Annotated in this window: 17 protein-coding genes; 9 read left to right on the forward strand and 8 right to left on the reverse strand. The window is 38.3% G+C overall.

Annotated elements, in window-relative coordinates; translation table 11 throughout:
- Positions 1-50: 50 nt before the first annotated feature.
- The 3 genes from GFH32_RS07285 to coaD are packed head-to-tail and all read left to right on the forward strand — an operon-like array spanning position 51 to position 1,841.
- Positions 51-836: a DUF3822 family protein gene (locus GFH32_RS07285; RefSeq protein ID WP_153510686.1), complete on the forward strand. Its 786-nt coding sequence runs from the start codon at positions 51-53 to the stop codon at positions 834-836.
- Complete coding sequence (gene rsmD / locus GFH32_RS07290; protein WP_153510688.1) at positions 827-1,360, forward strand: 16S rRNA (guanine(966)-N(2))-methyltransferase RsmD; 534 nt, start codon at positions 827-829, stop codon at positions 1,358-1,360. Before GFH32_RS07285 ends, rsmD begins: the two co-directional genes overlap by 10 nt.
- Before the next feature lies 1 nt (position 1,361).
- Positions 1,362-1,841, forward strand: a complete 480-nt coding sequence (gene coaD, locus GFH32_RS07295; protein ID WP_153510690.1) for a pantetheine-phosphate adenylyltransferase — start codon at positions 1,362-1,364, stop codon at positions 1,839-1,841.
- On the opposite strand, the gene GFH32_RS07300 is transcribed toward coaD, so the two are convergent.
- Positions 1,827-3,137 (reverse strand): DEAD/DEAH box helicase, encoded by a 1,311-nt coding sequence (locus tag GFH32_RS07300; RefSeq protein ID WP_153510692.1) that lies wholly within the window; start codon positions 3,135-3,137, stop codon positions 1,827-1,829. The two genes, coaD and GFH32_RS07300, sit on opposite strands and share 15 nt — an antisense overlap.
- A gap of 192 nt (positions 3,138-3,329) precedes the next feature.
- Positions 3,330-4,085, reverse strand: coding sequence for a head GIN domain-containing protein (locus GFH32_RS07305; protein ID WP_153510694.1), 756 nt, complete (start codon positions 4,083-4,085; stop codon positions 3,330-3,332).
- 187 nt (positions 4,086-4,272) lie between these two features.
- On the opposite strand from GFH32_RS07305, the gene GFH32_RS07310 reads away from it, so the two are divergent.
- The 4 genes from GFH32_RS07310 to GFH32_RS07325 all read left to right on the forward strand — a co-directional run bounded on the left by GFH32_RS07310 (position 4,273) and on the right by GFH32_RS07325 (position 8,457).
- Positions 4,273-4,833 (forward strand): Crp/Fnr family transcriptional regulator, encoded by a 561-nt coding sequence (locus GFH32_RS07310; RefSeq protein WP_153510696.1) that lies wholly within the window; start codon positions 4,273-4,275, stop codon positions 4,831-4,833.
- A gap of 74 nt (positions 4,834-4,907) precedes the next feature.
- Entirely contained in the window at positions 4,908-6,308 is a 1,401-nt protein-coding gene (locus GFH32_RS07315; protein WP_153510698.1) for a TolC family protein, read from the forward strand.
- Positions 6,309-6,310: 2 nt separating this feature from the next.
- Positions 6,311-7,288, forward strand: a complete 978-nt coding sequence (locus GFH32_RS07320) for an HlyD family secretion protein (protein WP_153510700.1) — start codon at positions 6,311-6,313, stop codon at positions 7,286-7,288.
- On the forward strand, positions 7,288-8,457 hold the full coding sequence (locus tag GFH32_RS07325; RefSeq protein WP_153510702.1) for an ABC transporter permease: 1,170 nt from the start codon (positions 7,288-7,290) through the stop codon (positions 8,455-8,457). The genes GFH32_RS07320 and GFH32_RS07325 overlap by 1 nt, the downstream gene beginning before the upstream one ends.
- On the opposite strand, the gene GFH32_RS07330 is transcribed toward GFH32_RS07325, so the two are convergent.
- Both GFH32_RS07330 and GFH32_RS07335 read right to left on the reverse strand, forming a co-directional pair.
- Positions 8,454-8,978: a GNAT family N-acetyltransferase gene (locus tag GFH32_RS07330; protein WP_153510704.1), complete on the reverse strand. Its 525-nt coding sequence runs from the start codon at positions 8,976-8,978 to the stop codon at positions 8,454-8,456. The genes GFH32_RS07325 and GFH32_RS07330 overlap by 4 nt on opposite strands.
- Positions 8,971-11,031, reverse strand: coding sequence for a M48 family metallopeptidase (locus GFH32_RS07335; protein WP_153510706.1), 2,061 nt, complete (start codon positions 11,029-11,031; stop codon positions 8,971-8,973). Before GFH32_RS07335 ends, GFH32_RS07330 begins: the two co-directional genes overlap by 8 nt.
- A gap of 83 nt (positions 11,032-11,114) precedes the next feature.
- On the opposite strand from GFH32_RS07335, the gene GFH32_RS07340 reads away from it, so the two are divergent.
- Together GFH32_RS07340 and GFH32_RS07345 are read left to right on the forward strand one after the other, a co-directional pair.
- Positions 11,115-12,167, forward strand: coding sequence for an alpha/beta fold hydrolase (locus tag GFH32_RS07340; RefSeq protein ID WP_153510708.1), 1,053 nt, complete (start codon positions 11,115-11,117; stop codon positions 12,165-12,167).
- 126 nt (positions 12,168-12,293) lie between these two features.
- Entirely contained in the window at positions 12,294-12,812 is a 519-nt protein-coding gene (locus tag GFH32_RS07345) for a hypothetical protein (RefSeq protein WP_153510710.1), read from the forward strand.
- Positions 12,813-13,002: 190 nt separating this feature from the next.
- Here the strand turns inward: GFH32_RS07345 and GFH32_RS07350 are convergent, their stop codons facing one another.
- The 4 genes from GFH32_RS07350 to GFH32_RS07365 are packed head-to-tail and all read right to left on the reverse strand — an operon-like array spanning position 13,003 to position 16,893.
- On the reverse strand, positions 13,003-14,124 hold the full coding sequence (locus GFH32_RS07350; RefSeq protein ID WP_153510712.1) for an ABC transporter permease: 1,122 nt from the start codon (positions 14,122-14,124) through the stop codon (positions 13,003-13,005).
- Entirely contained in the window at positions 14,121-15,227 is a 1,107-nt protein-coding gene (locus GFH32_RS07355) for an ABC transporter permease (RefSeq protein ID WP_153510713.1), read from the reverse strand. Before GFH32_RS07355 ends, GFH32_RS07350 begins: the two co-directional genes overlap by 4 nt.
- 3 nt (positions 15,228-15,230) lie before the next feature.
- On the reverse strand, positions 15,231-15,977 hold the full coding sequence (locus GFH32_RS07360; protein ID WP_153510715.1) for an ABC transporter ATP-binding protein: 747 nt from the start codon (positions 15,975-15,977) through the stop codon (positions 15,231-15,233).
- Position 15,978: 1 nt separating this feature from the next.
- Positions 15,979-16,893, reverse strand: coding sequence for an ABC transporter ATP-binding protein (locus GFH32_RS07365; protein WP_153510717.1), 915 nt, complete (start codon positions 16,891-16,893; stop codon positions 15,979-15,981).
- Position 16,894: the final 1 nt, after the last annotated feature.

Raw genomic sequence — 16,894 nt, forward strand, 5'->3', positions numbered from 1 at the left:
GGTCAATCCAATTTTTAAAACTATTTTTGTCTTCCTAGTAAAGGCAAAAAATGAATTATACCGCAGCAGAATTCCATCTACATTTTATTGCAAAATACACGCTAATTGTCAAAGCAAACTATGTGTATGATATCTTATATGTGATTGATCAAGAGGGACAATTAATGGTTTATATGAAGTATGATAGTAATAGACCGTCCGAAGAGGCGCTCAAGCTATTGAGCTTACCTTTTCAACGTGTATATGTTAGTCTACCTCAAAATAACCTTACTTTTATTCCAGCTGATTTATACCAATCCGAAGATGAAGGTTTATACCAGGAGTTTATGGAGAACCCAAATCAAGCGATGGAGCTTACCGATTTAGATTATCTACAAATCAAAGCTGTATATCAATATGACGTATTGTTAGCGCAACGTTGGAAATCGTTGTTCCCGGAAGCTCACTTGATTCCCGAGTTTAAACTTAATTTAATGCAAGTTAGGCCTTATGTGCCCTTGAAGGGAGAAGTTATGGGGGTTGTTTTCAATGATACCAGTACCGAGCTGTTTTTATTCATTAATGGACAATTTCAGTTCTTCAATAGCTTCGAAGTTATCACAGAAGACGATTTAAGTTATTTCATCTTGAATTTATTCCAAACTTTTGGAATAAAAGACAAAGTGAATAAGGCGGTTGTGAGTGCTGTTGATATGGAACCTTCTTTTCAATATAAACTTCAACAACTGGCCGATGAAGTGTTGGTAATCAGAGCTAATACAAAATTGAAAGCAAGTGATGAGGTATCTGATGATATTACATCGAGTTATTTATTAGACTTACCTTTATGCGTATAATTGGCGGGAAAGCAGCAGGTCTGAGGATCAATCCTCCAACAAGTTTGCCTGTACGTCCAACTACAGATATTGCAAAAGAAGCTTTGTTCAATATTCTGAACAATCGTATTGAGTTTGATGAGATAGATTGTTTAGATCTATTCGCTGGTACGGGGAATATCTCTTTTGAACTCGCATCGCGAGGCGCCGTATCGGTCGATGCAATCGATCAACATGCGAAATGCATTATGTATATCGATGAGACCGCGAAGAAATTGAAGCTTGAGCAAATTAAGACCCGTAGAGCGGATGTATTTAAATATATTAAATCGGCAAAGAAGTCCTACGATTTTATCTTCGCTGATCCACCCTATGATATCGGGGCGCTTCCACAATTAGCCCAAATGATTCTCGATGGCGATCTATTGAAACCTGGAGGCTTGCTTGTAATTGAACATCCAAGCTCTAGAAAATTAGCGGAAAGTCCGTATTTTGTAGAGATAAGAGTGTACGGAAACTCTTCTTTTAGTTTTTATTCCAAATAATATGAAAATAGCTGTATTCCCAGGGTCTTTCGATCCCTATACTTTGGCCCACCACGATCTGGTAGAGCGTGCTTTACCAATTTTCGATAAAATATACGTCGCGATAGGAATCAATAGCGCTAAGGTTGGGATGATGGATGTAGACTTGAAAAAGGAAGCGATCGCAGCTTTGTATGCTTCAAATCCAAAGATTGAAGTGACTACTTATAAGGGATTGACTGTCGATTATTGTAAAGAAGTGCGGGCGCAAGTTATCCTACGTGGATTGCGAAATACGACAGATTTAGATTATGAAAATATTATTGCACAGAATAATTTGCAGTTAAATCCAGCAGTAGAGAGTTATTTCCTCGTTAGTAGAACTGGTTTAGCGCATATATCTTCGACGATCGTACGCGATATTTGGCGAAACAATGGTGACATTGCACCATTAGTTCCTGCCCAAATTCTTAAATATATTGAAAAGTTAGACCGTAAATAGTCTAATTTTTTTACCTTTTATCTTAGTATTATTTCCTGTTTTCGCAATTTCGGACGCTTTACTGGCTGCCACAGCAACGTAAGATTCATAATCTTTTAGATTAATCATTCCCACATCTTCTTTTTCCATTTTCGTCAAAGAGTGTAAGAATCCAACGATATCGACCTTGTTGATTTTGTCTTTTTTACCTGCAGAGATACGCATGGTTTTAAATCCCGGTGCATCTGGTAGGGGATAGAACTCGTCCAGACTCATGACTTCTGAATCTTGAAAATATTCTGGAAAACGATCCTCAGGTGTGAAAATACCATAAACGGAACCCGAGCTTTGATTTCTTCCTGTACGACCATTTCGGTGAATAAACTCTTCTTCTTTATATGGAAATTGATAATGAATAACGTGCTTCATTTCTGGAATATCCAAACCTCTAGATCCCAAATCGGTCGTCACAAGGATATGCTCACTACCATTCTTAATCTTGATTATCGCCAACTCACGATCGTATTGGTCTAATCCTCCGTGGTAGTTAATACATTCTACACCCTTACCAATCAGGAGCCTTTGAATATGATCTACCGCTTCTCGATGATTACAGAAAATCAATACTTTCTCCGTACCGATTTTACAGATTAACTTGAATAACGCTTCAAGCTTCATCTTACTGCTTGCCTCAATCTGGAAATAACCCAAATTCGGCGTAAAAACCGTATCTGCTAAGAAGTTTAGGGATACCGGATTGTTGAGCTTTAAGAATGGTGGATATTCTTTGATAGCCGTTGCTGACGTTAAAATCTGATTTTTAATGCCTGGGCAAGCATTTAAAATACTGTCCAATTGTTCATGAAAACCTAATTCCAGTGACTTATCGAACTCATCGAGTACCAAGATTTTACAATCTTTCAATAAATTCGGATTTCTGTCAATATGATATAGAATACGTCCTGGTGTACCGACAATTAAATTAGGAATCTGCTCGAGTTTTTTGCGCTCCGCTCGCGCATCATTCCCCCCGTATACACAAACCAAGGATATATCCTTGGTTAAGGCTTTAATTACTTGCTCGATCTGTAAAGCTAATTCGCGCGTTGGAACAATAACTAATGCTGATGTTCCTTTTAATTTGGCCTTCTCCATCAATTTCAACATCAATAGGGCAAAGGCTAAAGTCTTACCGCTTCCGGTAGGAGACAAAAGCATGAAGTCTCGACTATAATCAAACGCCGCTAAAGATTCCTCTTGCATGGCGTTTAACTTTTCGATTCCTAAGTTTTTGAGATACTGTTCTAATGCTAGCATGCCGCAAAAGTATCAATTTAAATGCTATTTCACTTGATGATATAGAATTATAATAATTTGCAATTGATATTTAAAGTTTGGCACACTGTTTGATTGTGTACTAGTATTCATAATTTAGGTTAATAATTGGTTAGTTAAAGCTTGTAATCTCCCCGATTACAAGCTTTTCTTTTTTAGCCTAAGTATTTGATATTAATTAGCGTTGCTAATTGTTCCACCGCTTGACTTCTCGAAACTTGTTGCTTTTGGTTGCCCAGTATAGGATACCCTAGCACCAGAAGATGCTTCCGCAGACAAGGACTCTGTTACGTGTATATTTATTTTAGCACCTGAACTTGCGTCGGCAGTCACTTTATTTGACGAAAGCTTTTGCGCATTAATATTAGCGTTTGAGCTTGCTTCAATGGACGTTGTTTTGCTTGCCCCTGAAATTTCTACAACGGATGCAGAAGAGGCTTCAATGGCCAATGTTGTTGCTTTTATAGCCCCGGTATGTACCTTTGAAGCAGAACTAGTTTCAATCGATAATGCATTAGCGTTTATTGCTGCTGTCTTTAATGATCCGGCAGAGGATAGGTCAATATCAAGATCACGAACATCAATAGCGTCTGTAATTTCTAATGAACCTGCAGACGAAAGTTCAATACTACTCAAATTCGGATTGATATATACCGTCGCTTTTAGGTTTTTAGAGTTTTGAATGTTGCTGTTCCGCTTTACGCGAATGGTCAACACGCCTGATTCAACCTTAGTCTCAATCTTGCCGAGCTGATTTTGGTTTTGCGCTTCAAGGACAACCTCGTTCTTGTTTGATTTAATGATTTTCGCTTGAATGCCAGTAGAAACGGAGATACCAATAGGTTTTGAACTGATTTTTCGAACTTCAGATTGCTGTGCATAACTTAAGCTCGCAAATCCAATAAATGCAATGGTTAATAATTTTCTCATAATCACTTATACATTATTTAAGTTACTGCAATTTAAGTAATCCTAATGGCAAATTGTCCTTTAGTAAACTGGAAAATTTGAAATTGTAGAAGAATTAGGTTAGGAAAAGATAAATTTAAAAATTTTGTGTAGACCGATTAAAAAGCATATTTTCAAGTATCTTAACCGTTCGATAAAGGGGAGTTTAATGGATCTTATAAGCAATTTCAAACAGTTATATCATATTGATGATTTCTTAGAGGAATATCTCGATAAAATAATAGAGACAAAGAACTTTCAAAAAGGAGATATTATATTCGAACCCGGAGCATATCTCAAGTATATATACTTTATCGAAGAAGGCTTTACGCGCATTTACTATTATAAGAACCGACGCGATATTACCCATTCCTTTTTTGGCTCAAATTCCTTTAGTACTGGGATAGAAAGTGTATTCTACAAAAAGCCTGCGATGTTTGGCTTTCAGGCATTGACGGCTTCTCGAATTAGCTATATGCCATTTGCGGCGATTGAGAAGCTTGCGAAGACTAATATTACAATGAATCAGATTGTCCAAAAAGTATTATTAGATAATTTAATCCACTTTTCTACCCGTTTCTATAATACCCAGTTTGAAACCGCTCATGAGCGCTATGCTTCGCTCATCAAGGAGAATCCCGAACTTTTTCAAAACGCAACCTTAGGTCATATTGCTTCTTACCTAGGTATTTCTCAACAAACACTCTCCGTTATCCGAGGACAGAAATAAATTTCATTTTTTAAGATATCTGAAAATTCCTTTACTAAACAACTCGGAACTTTGCATTGTTAATCAAGTAAACAATGAAAGAGATGACGTTTTCAAGAAAAGGAATTTTTATCGCATGGGCGATACTTCTCAGTAGCATTGATTTAGCGTTTGCCCAAGATGACTTAACAACGTTTAGGGAACCTGTCAATAATGCAATTCGCTACAATAAATCGCTTAAAAATGCCGAGCTGGAAAATCAAAAAGTGGCATTAGATCAGCAGATGGTGAAAGGAAAGTTATTGCCAACGGTCTCCGCCAATGCGATGTATGGTTATGTAAATAGTCTGATAAATATCGATCTCCCTACTCAAAATCTACCCATTACCGGAATTAATTTGTTCGAAGGAAGCCAGAGCGCTAGACTTTCAACACAAGTTGGATTGGCTGGAGTTACAGCAACGCAAGTAATTTTTTCGGGCCTACAGATAAGTAATGGACAGAAAGCATTGGAGCAGAAATTTAAAGCACAAAGACTCCTCCAAGAGGCTAGTTATGATCAGGTAGCACAAGAGGTCATTATGTGTTTTGATCAACTGATGCTACTCAAGGAGGTTGATTTACTGATTGCCGATTCTGAGAAGCGATTGAATAAAGAGCATCAGAAGGTCATGCAAGCAATAGAAAACGGACTTGCAATCCCATATGATCGCGATAAGATAAAATTAGCAATTCTGGAGTTGGAAAGTAAGAAAGCCGAAGTCGAGAGTAATCGAGAATTGCTTCATTACAAGTTATCAGAATTAACGGGAATGAAGGGCTCAGCCTTGGAGAATGTCCGATTCAAGTTAAAGGAAATATTATTAGATAAGGATACTGCTACTGTGATGAACCGTAAGGAAATATCCGCTTTAGAAGCATCTCAAAAAGCGTATGAATATGCTTATAAAAAGGAGAAAGGGACTAAGCTTCCACAGGTTTTTGCTTTTGGCAATGTATCCTATGTTAATGCTTTTGGTACCAGCTTAAAGATCAAAGATTTACCCGTTGTTGGTGATTTAAAATTGTCAAGTAATCAGTTGATGATGGCTCCAAATTATGCAATAGGCATTGGAGCAAAGTGGACCATCTTCGAAGGCAAAACCCATCAAACAGCTATTGACAAGGCAAAAATCGATATGCAAATCAATGAAAACAAGCTTTCCGATACTAAAGAGAAACTCGCACTTCTTCAACGAAAGACAATCGTCGATTATGATTTGTCGATGAAGAAAATTAAGGTGAATGAACAGCAGGTGGAAATAGCAAAAAATAACTTGTATTTAGCTTCCAGACAATTCGAAGAAGGTCTAAGTGATGTGACAGATCGTTTAGAAGCCGAAAACGAATACTATAAACAGACATTGAATTATTATACTCAAATCTTAAACCAACGTACAGCTGCTTTAGAACTGCTTAAAGCAAATGGCAACTTGTATCAAACTGTAACTCGATAATCATGAAAAAATTAACATATACGTTCGCCGCGCTTTTCTTTTTACAAAGCTGTTCTAATAAAGATGCTGAAAAGCAGGTTAAACTGGAAGGTAAAATTGAAAGAGATCAATTAGCTGTGACCACGAAGATTCCTGGTAAGATTCAGCGAATTCTTGTAGAAGAAGGGCAACATGTTCAAAAAGGGGACACACTAGTTATTTTAGAACTTCCGGAGGTGGATGCGAAATCTATGCAGGCGCAGGGCGCCTTGGATGCTGCACAGGCCCAATATGAAATGGCACTAAAAGGAGCGACCGACGGACAGATGAAACAGTTACATGCGAAGGTGAACGGTTTAAAAGAACAATTTGACTTTGCGCAGAAGTCACTGGATCGCATGAATAATTTGTTGAGAGACTCCTTAGTGGCGCAACAAAAATATGATGAAGTTTATGCCAAATACCAAGGTGCTAAGAATCAATATTTAGCTGCCCAAGCTGAAGTGGCAGATGTACAGCATGGAGCACGCGTCGAACAGCAACGTATGGCTCTTGGACAAAAGGAACGTGCTATTGGTGCGGTTAGCGAGGTAAACGTGGCATCCAAAGAACGTTACATTATTGCGCCTCAAGATATGAGCATAGAGACGATTAATCTTCGCGTTGGTGAACTAGCACTCGCTGGCTATAGTTTATTGTCAGGTTACATTATTGATGGCACTTATTTTCGCGTAACAATTCCAGAAAGTCAAGTAAAGGATTTTCAGAAGGGGGCGGAAAAGATATTAGTATTTCCTTATTTAGCTAACAGAGAGCTTAAAGCTCGTGTAGAGACCATTAAGTCGTTAAGTTCTTATGCGAATATTAGCACCGCATATCCTGATTTTGAAGAACAGGAGACTTTATTCGAAATCCGACTAAAGCCCGTTAATCTCAATGATAGCCAAGATTTATTGACAAAAGCTACGTTTATTGTTAAACAAGAAAAATCAGCTAAGTAATGAAGAACTTTATTAGCTTATTGAAGCGAGAGTTTTCGCTATTTTTTCAAAATAAAGTGCTGATGGTTTTATTCCTTGGCGCGCCAATCATGTATGCTGTACTGATAGGAGGGGTCTATAAGAAAGGGAAGGTGACGAATCTTCCTATCATCGTCGTCGATGAAGATCGAAGCCCTATGAGTCAGCAATTAATTGAGATGTTTAATGAGAGTGAAGTAATTTATGTTGCGGAGGTTTTGAACGATGGTTTTAAAGCAAAGGAGGAAGCTTTGCGTACCGAGTCGACTGTTGTTGTTCAGATTCCTAGAAACTTCTCTTCAAATATTAACTACGGTCGTTCGACAGAGTTGACTTTGTTTGTGAATGCATCAAATACATTGACGTCGAATTATGCGATGATGGCTGTTAATGTTGCTGCTGGAACAATGAAAGCCGGAATTCAAATTAAAGCTCAACAGAAGAAAGGTGTTCCAGAATTTGTCGCTTCTCAACAATATGAGCCCTTTAAAACGACGATTATCAAACAACATATACGAAGTGGAAACTACTTATACTTTATGTTACCGGGCGTTTTGCTTACCGTACTTCAGCAGGTCATGATGTTGGGATTGGCACTAAGTTTTGCCTCAGAGTTTGAAAAAGGAACTTTTACCGATTTAGTCGCTCGATCTAAAAATGTATTCCTTCTGATTCTGGTCAAAGTGTTGCCTTATATTCTGATGTCGGTTTTTATTGTATTCCTGTACTATGGGTTTTCTGTATTCTATCGTATGCCTTTACAGTTATCAGGCATATCATTTTATGTCTATACCTTGTTGTTTTTACTAGCGGTAGCTTTTATTGGTATTTTGGTGAGCATTGCAATCCCGAGCCAGTTGAAGGCGACAGAAATCTTAATGGTTATTGCTACACCAAGTTTTATATTAAGCGGTTTCACTTGGCCTTTAAGTCAAATGCCGGAATGGATTGTTTGTATTGCAAAGGTAATTCCATTAACTCATTATCTGCAAATATTTAGAACGATGATTATCGAGCAGGGCGGAGCCGCTTACGTGCAAGAAGCAGTCTGGGGATTAGTGCTAATCGCTTCTATTGCTTTGCTACTTTCTGTGGTTCTATTGCAGTTGAAAATAAATAAAGCGAATAAAGAATTAAAAGCGCAAGCTTAAAATGTTGAATTCCGTCGATACACTAGACTAGGATCTTCATTTTGAACATCGGAAAGGTAATCGATTAAGTTGAATTGGCATTTTTCAAGTACGTTGATGGAGGCAAGGTTGCTGGGGCGAACAAGCGCGTAAATGGCCTTTTTCTTTAGTTCTTCAAATCCAAAAGCAGTGGCTGTTTGTGCTAATTCAGTCGCAAATCCTTTTCCCCAAGCGCTAGGGGAAAAACGATAGCCTAGATTAGTACGTTGATGATCGAGGTACATTTTGTTGGAAAGACCGCCAAATCCTATGATTTCGCTTTTATTGACTTCTCGGACCATCCAGATACCGTAACCGCTAATGTCCCAATGCAACATAATATTATGAAAAACCTCATGGGCTGTTATTTCTGACATTGGTCCATGTGGATTGAACAAATTGGTTTCGGGATCCGCATTTATAGCAAAGTATGCTTTAAAATCTTCCTTGCTAGGTCTGTAGTAGGCTAGTCTGGATGACTTGATAATCTTATTCTTAATCATTGGAACTCGAGCTAAGGATCTCTTTTTGTATAGCAAGCAAGCGTTTTTTCAATTGGAAATAGTTGTCGTAGAGTATAAAATAATACTGATTTAATGCAATATTAAGCAAGTCGAGGCATTCGTTAATATAAGAAGAGCCATCAAAATAATCCAGTGTCGTATTTGTATAGCGTTCTAACTTAGACTCGATTTCTGTTCCAAGCGTGTTGCCGTTGATTTTATAGCTGTTTATCAATTTAGCGAGCTCGACTTTGAATGGAATCTCCGATTTTTTGACCTCTTCTAGTCTTCGTGCAATTTCTGCGTAAGGATGATTTTCATAGATAAAATAGGTTTTATCAATCATATCCATATAGAATTTAGTCTGATCCGCAAATTTACGCTCCGAATCCATGAACGCCTCATATACATCAGTTAGTGCATTGTCGATTTGCTTCTCGGTAGATTGAAATAGGCAGTAATCATAGACGTCAGTATTATATCCTTCGACGCGGTTTTTTAAAAGATCCGATTCTTGTTCGAGTTTAGCAATCACTTCTGCGACATCCGAATTTTTGTATTTGATCCCCTCATAGTCAAAGGTTTCTACGTCGATTGTTTTCGTTTGTATTTGGTTTAACGTTTCAATGTCATTCGTCAAAGAATTCAACGTAAAAGTATCGCTAACGCGCTCATCGCTAAAAAGGACCGCAGGACTTAACTGACTACCATTTTGTAAAGAGATTTTTTCTTTATCAAAGTAGGGATTATTGAAGGTATAGAAGTCATTGAATACCTCATCAAAAGATTGAGTTTCAAACCAGGATACGAAAGCGCTTGCAAATTCCTTTTCGTTCATAGCACTGGGCGTATTTGAATAGGGGCCGTCGGCAAAAGCTAGTGCGGTGAAGTGATCAGCATAATGATCAAATCGCGTTAGAATTTTAAATGCCGGACTTTCATTCGTCTTCGTTAGTTCGAATTCTAAAATCTTTACAGCTTTAATGCGATCCGTTTCAGACGGGTGAGATGCCCATTGATCACTAATTACTAACTTCGATTTATCGTATTTATTAGCTTCTAAAAGACTAATTTGCGGGATTCCGTTGATTAAAGGATATTTAAATCGAGTAGATAACAGCTGTGTGGCCGATCTTTGGTCGTCAAAAATATTAGCGCTAATATGATTGTTTTCGATTTGCGCTCCGTAAAAATTATAGACATTGGTTAGGCAGTAGTTTGAAAACGCCGTGCGCAACAGTGAGGTTTCAATAGCTTTTGAACCGGCTACTTCTGCAGAAATGGCGTCCGCATGAAATTCCATTTCTCGCGATAGGGCCATGTAATTCTTGTTGATGATTTCATATTGCTTCTGTAATATTTTCTGCATAAACTGAATAATAATACGAGGAAGCCATTGAAATGCTGCAGCATAATAGCTTGTGTTATACCAGCGTTCGCTTAATGAATTCAATGACTCATTCCGATATAACATATTATATATGGCTTGGTTTACATGATATACATAGCTCCCGACGCGCATGCTCCGCTGAGAAAAATGACCAAATTCATGGGCCAGAATACCTTTCAGCTCTTGATAGGTTGTCGAATTCACTAAGCCTAAGCCGATTATCAAATTCTTGCGTACAGGAAAAAACATGCTCCAAAAGCTCGAGTTGTAGAAAACAGACGCATTTATTTCACTCGATAGAAATACTTTTTTTGGCATCTGAGTTTCTACAGCAGAAGCAATTTCTTCAATTAATGTAAATAAAGTAGGTTCTTGATTGTTATCAATTTTCACCAAATGACTGGTGTCAAGTCTTTGAAAAGAGAATATAAATTTGAACAGAAAGACAAATATAAACAGGGCAGAAACAAGTAGACTAATTGCTAAAAATAACAGGATTAAATGCGGATAATTGGATATCAGTAGAATGCCGATATAGGATATGCCTGCACATAAGGCTATGGTGAAAATTACAAGCAATAAATAGATGAAGGCAAATGCAAATATAGAATATAGTGTTTTATTCGCACTTTTCTTGAATTCAGCAGAGATTTTAGCTGTCATTGGTCAATATAATTTGTCTTCTAAATTAGAAAAATATATCAGAACTACTACGTATATTTCGTTTTTTAACCGTTAATTATTACATGCGTCATTTTCTGTTGTTTTTCCTACTTTTTAGCGTCGTTTTATCGCAAGCTCAATCGCCTGATAGTACGCTGTTGAAGCAGTTTGACTTCGATAAAGCTCGGTATCAAGAATTTGAAAAAAATCATCGACGAACAGTTAAAACAAAGCATGTTGCACTTTCTTACCTGCATTGGGGTAAGGCATCTAATCCTGCATTCATTTGGCTCCATGGAAGCTATTTGGATGCGTATGATTTCGAACCTTTCGCACAGCATCTGGTTGACTTAGGGTATCAAGTGCTTTCGATAGATCATTATGGGCATGGGAAAACAGGTTTTCCGAGTAAAGATCTTAGCTTCGAAGATTTCGCTAATGATCTATCCGCCCTAATGGATTCGCTAGCGCTTCCAAACGCAGTTGTCGGTGGTTTTTCAAGAGGAGGGTATTTGGCGAGTAGCTTTTATAAACAACATCCTAAGCGTGTCAAGGCGCTAGTATTAGAGGATGGCGGTTCCGCGAGGTTCTATGGGCATTTTTATAAATTAAACGCAAAGGAACAAGGAACGATATTAAGTTCTTTTAATCTCTCGACAGAGATGTCTGATTTTCTCTTGGGGGCGACAGCAACTCCTTTTGAGCAGTATAAGCGATTTTATGAGGCTGAAGGGGAGCCATCACAATACAAAATCTTATCAGTTATTAAGAGAAAAGGCGATAAATATATCACGTATCAAGGCTTGAATACATATTATGGCCTTCAAGACTCCTCACATGCTGCACAAGCGCTGTTCGCCCCTGAAACGACGTCTCGGTACGTTCGTTCTATTGTTCAGCAGAATCCTATCGAAATATATCAGCAATTAACCGTTCCAATGTTGTTGATGGAAGCGACGAAATCGCCGGATGCTTTTCCGCAGGATGTAGAGAATAATTTGTTAAGTGAATCGCATCCCGACCTGATTGCTCATAAGAAATTCCCGAATGCAAGTCACAATATACATTATGAATGTACAGCAGAATTTATAGTGACACTGCTCGACTTCTTATCCGAAATAAAAGCAAAACAATAGCTTTGATATAATTAATATTTTAATAATTTAATAATATTCGTTTTAATTATTTTATATTTGTCGACTTAAAACGACAGGGTTTCACCTGCTTTATTTATTGTTAACCATATTTACGAAGGAGAGAAAATGAAGTTATGTGCTTTAAAACCGACATCTTGTATTGAGGTACTGTTTGTAATTGCCGTTTTACTCAATATTGTGAATTATCATATGATTCAACTGACTCTAATTCCGCTGGAGGTTATTGCGAGTTTCTTTCTGATAGGGGTTTTTATCATTTTTATTCTAGGACTTGTTTCAAACCCCATCTGGCATTATGGCTTCGAAATGCTAATGTACTGTGTTGTCATCTTTGGGACCTATCTAACTTTCCTATGTTTGATGATTAACGTCATCTTCTGCGCATCGAAAGTACACGCGAAAAGTTATAAAGTTGAGCGGATTACCGATCGTTTGGTTGGACGGTATATATACTCGCATGGTCATCATATCGGTTTAGTGACTTTTGAAAATGGGAGAAGTAAGCGAGTTTACCAGGAAAAGTTGAAAGGAAAAAATAAGCATTCCAAGGATTCCATTGTTGTATTTACTTCAGATGGTTTTCTTAAATACCCCATAATCCGAAGGTTTGAAAGCAAGAACTAAATTCAACGCTTTCGTTATCAAATAAAAAAACTCCTAAAGCGGGGAGCTCTAGGAGTTTTAACTAACCAATTATTAACCTAAATTATGAAATTTGATAAGTAATGTACAAGCACCGTGCCGAAAAAAGTGAGTGCTTTCCTTTTAACATTTGTTAACATTTGAACTGAATACGAGTGCTTTATTAAAGTATTTAACTTGTTTTCTTGTACTTAACGAGCGCCCAAGTATTCAATACGATGGCGAAGATGAACATAATGACAAAATGCCAGCGAATGTCCATTAATCCACTGCCTTTTAGTACTAACATACGCATGACATCAATAAAATAAGTGACAGGACTGCAGTATGCTATGACTTTTGCCCAATCGGGCATACTGTCTATCGAGGTGAATAATCCGCTCATCAGCATGAATATCATGATAAAAAAGAAGGCGACAGACATAGCCTGCTGCTGTGTATTTGCCGTTGTTGAAATCAATAGTCCCATGCCAAGCAAGGCAATTAAGTAGATTGCTAAAAAAGCGTACAGTAATAGGATATTTCCAATCGGCACAATGCCATAGATAAAGCGAGCGATTCCAAATAACCCAACCGTAAATATAAAGATGCCGATAAGCCAAAAGGGGATGAGCTTACCAAGGATAAACTGATATTTCTTAATCGGAGTTACATTGATCTGCTCGATTGTCCCAACTTCTTTTTCCTTCACTATATTGAGTGCGCACATGTATGCGCAAATCATCGTTACGAGTATAACTAGTATGGCAGGAACCATAAAGATTTGATAATTCAGATGCGGATTAAACCAATAGGTGCTTGTCACTTCGATTTGTTGTGTTTGAATGTTGGCTGCACCGGAGGTCCATTTAAGGCGTACTTCTTGATTGAAGTCGTTTATAATTTGGCCCACGTAAGCACCGCCCAGACCTGCCTTAACACCATTAATTGCATTTATGGCGATAAAGAGTTCTTGTTGATTTTCGCGTACTAAATTTCTTTCAAAACCGGCGGGAATTTCAAGTATAATATCTGCTTTTTCTTCTTCAATCTGCTGTAATGCCTGACTGTACGAGCTTCCATAGCCAACGGCGCGGAAATACCCTGAGGAAATGAGTTTGTGGAAGAGCTGCTGCGATAAAGTCGAATGATCATGGTCTACATAACTAATATTGATATTTTTCACCTCGAAGTCGGCTGCGAGGGGCAGAATGATAAGTTGCATGACCGGTGCAAAGAAGATTAGCGGTAATAAAGCCTTATTTCTAAAAATCTGTTTAAACTCTTTACGGAGTAAGAATAGTAGGGTTCTCATTGCAATCGAGTTTTAAATTTTTTGAAACTGAGGAACAACAGAAAGACAGTCATTCCAATTAAAATAAGCGTCTCTTTCCAAATTGCCGTAATACCAAGTCCCTTGATCATTATGGATTTTACGATGATATAGTACCATTTTGATGGGATGATATTGCTAATGATCTGCAGCGGAAGGGGCATATTCTCGATTGGGAACATAAATCCGGTAAACAACATAGTAGGAACTAGCATTCCCATCATGGCAATTAACATCGCTGCTTGTTGACTTGCGGTAATATTGGATATTAATAGACCGAGTGCAAGCGCCGTAATAATAAGTAAGGTGCTTTCCGCAACCAGTAGCATGATACTGCCATTGATAGGCATGTCGAGCAACGTCACACTAAGGATTAAGATGACCGCTAGATTGATTAGAGAAAGCGCTAAATAGGGGATAGCCTTCGCGATAATTAATAAAAAAGGATTAACTGGCGATACCAACAATATTTCCATAGTTCCTTGCTCTTTTTCTTTCACAATGGAGATCGAGGTCATTAATACGCAGACTAGCATAAGCACCAAGGCCATGACACCAGGTACAAAGGTTGGTGCTCCTTTGAGCTCAGGATTATAGAGCATGCGTGTTTGCGGAATAATCTTTAATGGAATGTTCGCGGATTCCATCATTTCCTGCTGATAAGACTGTACAATAGCAGTCGCATAGGATTGTAAGGTGCTCGCAGTATTCGGGTCGGAACCATCCAAAATAAATTGTATGCTGCCTTTTTGAAAGTGATTTAATTCCTCTCCGAAGTTAGCAGGTATAATCATCATCATCTTGATATTGCCTTCTTGAAAGACTTCTTCGATTTGAGTCTCCGAATTTATCGTCTTTTGAATGCTAAAATACTTGCTCGCTTCAAACCTATTGATGATTTGCTGTGAGGTTTGATCTTTCGCATGATCAAAGATGACCATCTTCGCGTTCCGAATCTCATTGGAAAGTGCGAATCCAAATAGGATAATCTGTACAATCGGTAGTCCGAATAACATAAGTAGGGTCTTGTTATCGCGGAAAACATGATAAAATTCTTTACGTACAAAAGTGATTAATTGATTCATTTGCTAATCTCCTTTTCTTTGTGCTCCTCGAGCTAGATCAAAAAATACGGCTTCCATACTGTCTACATGGAAGTTTTTCTTCAGATTCTCGGGACTGTCGAGCGCTTTGATTTCACCATCGACCATAATCGAGACACGATGGCAGTATTCCGCTTCATCCATATAGTGTGTGGTTACAAATATGGTAATCCCGCGTTCGGAGGCATCATATATTAAATCCCAAAATTGTCGACGCGTGACAGGATCAACACCACCAGTAGGTTCATCGAGAAATACAATCTCCGGGTTATGTATGGTTGCTACAGAAAAGGCAAGCTTCTGTTTCCATCCCAGAGGTAGTGTGCTGACTAAGCTTTTGCTCACTTCTGACAGGCCTAAACTTGCGATTAATTGTTGTCCACGTGCTTTGATTTCTTTATTGCTAAGACCATAAATGCCGGCGAAGAAATCAATGTTCTCCTGTACGGTTAGATCCTCATAGAGGGAGAATTTCTGACTCATATAACCAATTCTGCGTTTGATTTCTTCCGTGTCTTTATAGATATCAAAACCGGCAATCGTAGCCTCACCTGATGAGGGTATGGAAAGTCCGCATAGCATTTTCATAGCTGTCGTTTTTCCGGCACCGTTGGCTCCCAAAAAGCCGAAGATCTCGCCTTTATACACATCGAAGCTGATTGCGTTGGTTGCTATAAAATCACCAAATTGCTTCGTTAGTTTGTTCGTGCTGATTACTTTTTCCTGTTCCATATTAATGCATTAATTGAATGAAACAATCTTCAATATTTGGCTTAATCGCTTTGATGTTGATACCATGATGACCCTTCTGCATCAGGTAATTTTCTAAATATGAATAATCGATCAAGCTTTGATTTTTCCAAGTGATGTGATGGTATTCGCCGAATGCATAACAAGAACTGATATCCGGTAGCTCGCGCAGATCTTTTAATAACTTAATCATATCACTCGCTTTGACAGCATATAAAGGCGCTGGGTACTTTTGCATCACACCTTCCGGGCTGTCGATCGATAGAATGGAACCGCCTTGCATTAATGCTATTCTTTCGCAGAGATTTGCCTCATCCATATAGGGGGTAGATACTAATATACTTATTCCTTGCTCCTTAAGGCGTTTCAACATTTCCCAGAATTCCTTCCTTGAGACAGCATCGACTCCCGTTGTCGGCTCGTCTAGGAACAAGACGCTTGGTTTATGAATCAAAGCACAGCAAAGCGCTAGTTTTTGCTTCATACCGCCCGATAATTTACCTGCACGCCGATCTTTGAACGGCTCAATCTGTACATAGATATCCTTAATTAAATCGTAATGATCTGCTATTTTATGGCCGAATACTGAAGCAAAAAAGCGAAGGTTCTCCTCAACAGTTAAGTCTTGGTATAGGGAAAATTTGCCGGGCATATAACCGACTTGTTTACGGATTTGCTTATAATCTTTGATAATTTCTAAGCCGTCTACACTAGCAGCACCGGAGTCTGGAAGCATCAGTGTCGTCAATATTCGGAATAAGGTAGTCTTACCAGCCCCATCGGGACCGATTATCCCAAATAGTTCAGCCTCCTTAACGTCAAAACTAACCGAGTTAACAGCCGTTAGACCGCCCTTGTTGAAAGTTTTATGAATATGATCTATACTTACTGCCGCCATA

It is taken from the genome of Sphingobacteruim zhuxiongii, from assembly GCF_009557615.1.
Lineage (GTDB): Bacteria > Bacteroidota > Bacteroidia > Sphingobacteriales > Sphingobacteriaceae > Sphingobacterium > Sphingobacterium zhuxiongii.

What these genes read in the sequence shown, in the direction of transcription:
- GFH32_RS07285 (WP_153510686.1), top strand. Translation starts at nt 51, where the DNA reads ATGAATTATACCGCAGCAGAATTCCATCTACATTTTATTGCAAAATAC.
- rsmD (WP_153510688.1), top strand. Translation starts at nt 827, where the DNA reads ATGCGTATAATTGGCGGGAAAGCAGCAGGTCTGAGGATCAATCCTCCA.
- coaD (WP_153510690.1), top strand. Translation starts at nt 1,362, where the DNA reads ATGAAAATAGCTGTATTCCCAGGGTCTTTCGATCCCTATACTTTGGCC.
- GFH32_RS07300 (WP_153510692.1), bottom strand. Translation starts at nt 3,137, where the DNA reads ATGCTAGCATTAGAACAGTATCTCAAAAACTTAGGAATCGAAAAGTTA.
- GFH32_RS07305 (WP_153510694.1), bottom strand. Translation starts at nt 4,085, where the DNA reads ATGAGAAAATTATTAACCATTGCATTTATTGGATTTGCGAGCTTAAGT.
- GFH32_RS07310 (WP_153510696.1), top strand. Translation starts at nt 4,273, where the DNA reads ATGGATCTTATAAGCAATTTCAAACAGTTATATCATATTGATGATTTC.
- GFH32_RS07315 (WP_153510698.1), top strand. Translation starts at nt 4,908, where the DNA reads ATGAAAGAGATGACGTTTTCAAGAAAAGGAATTTTTATCGCATGGGCG.
- GFH32_RS07320 (WP_153510700.1), top strand. Translation starts at nt 6,311, where the DNA reads ATGAAAAAATTAACATATACGTTCGCCGCGCTTTTCTTTTTACAAAGC.
- GFH32_RS07325 (WP_153510702.1), top strand. Translation starts at nt 7,288, where the DNA reads ATGAAGAACTTTATTAGCTTATTGAAGCGAGAGTTTTCGCTATTTTTT.
- GFH32_RS07330 (WP_153510704.1), bottom strand. Translation starts at nt 8,978, where the DNA reads ATGATTAAGAATAAGATTATCAAGTCATCCAGACTAGCCTACTACAGA.
- GFH32_RS07335 (WP_153510706.1), bottom strand. Translation starts at nt 11,031, where the DNA reads ATGACAGCTAAAATCTCTGCTGAATTCAAGAAAAGTGCGAATAAAACA.
- GFH32_RS07340 (WP_153510708.1), top strand. Translation starts at nt 11,115, where the DNA reads ATGCGTCATTTTCTGTTGTTTTTCCTACTTTTTAGCGTCGTTTTATCG.
- GFH32_RS07345 (WP_153510710.1), top strand. Translation starts at nt 12,294, where the DNA reads ATGAAGTTATGTGCTTTAAAACCGACATCTTGTATTGAGGTACTGTTT.
- GFH32_RS07350 (WP_153510712.1), bottom strand. Translation starts at nt 14,124, where the DNA reads ATGAGAACCCTACTATTCTTACTCCGTAAAGAGTTTAAACAGATTTTT.
- GFH32_RS07355 (WP_153510713.1), bottom strand. Translation starts at nt 15,227, where the DNA reads ATGAATCAATTAATCACTTTTGTACGTAAAGAATTTTATCATGTTTTC.
- GFH32_RS07360 (WP_153510715.1), bottom strand. Translation starts at nt 15,977, where the DNA reads ATGGAACAGGAAAAAGTAATCAGCACGAACAAACTAACGAAGCAATTT.
- GFH32_RS07365 (WP_153510717.1), bottom strand. Translation starts at nt 16,893, where the DNA reads ATGGCGGCAGTAAGTATAGATCATATTCATAAAACTTTCAACAAGGGC.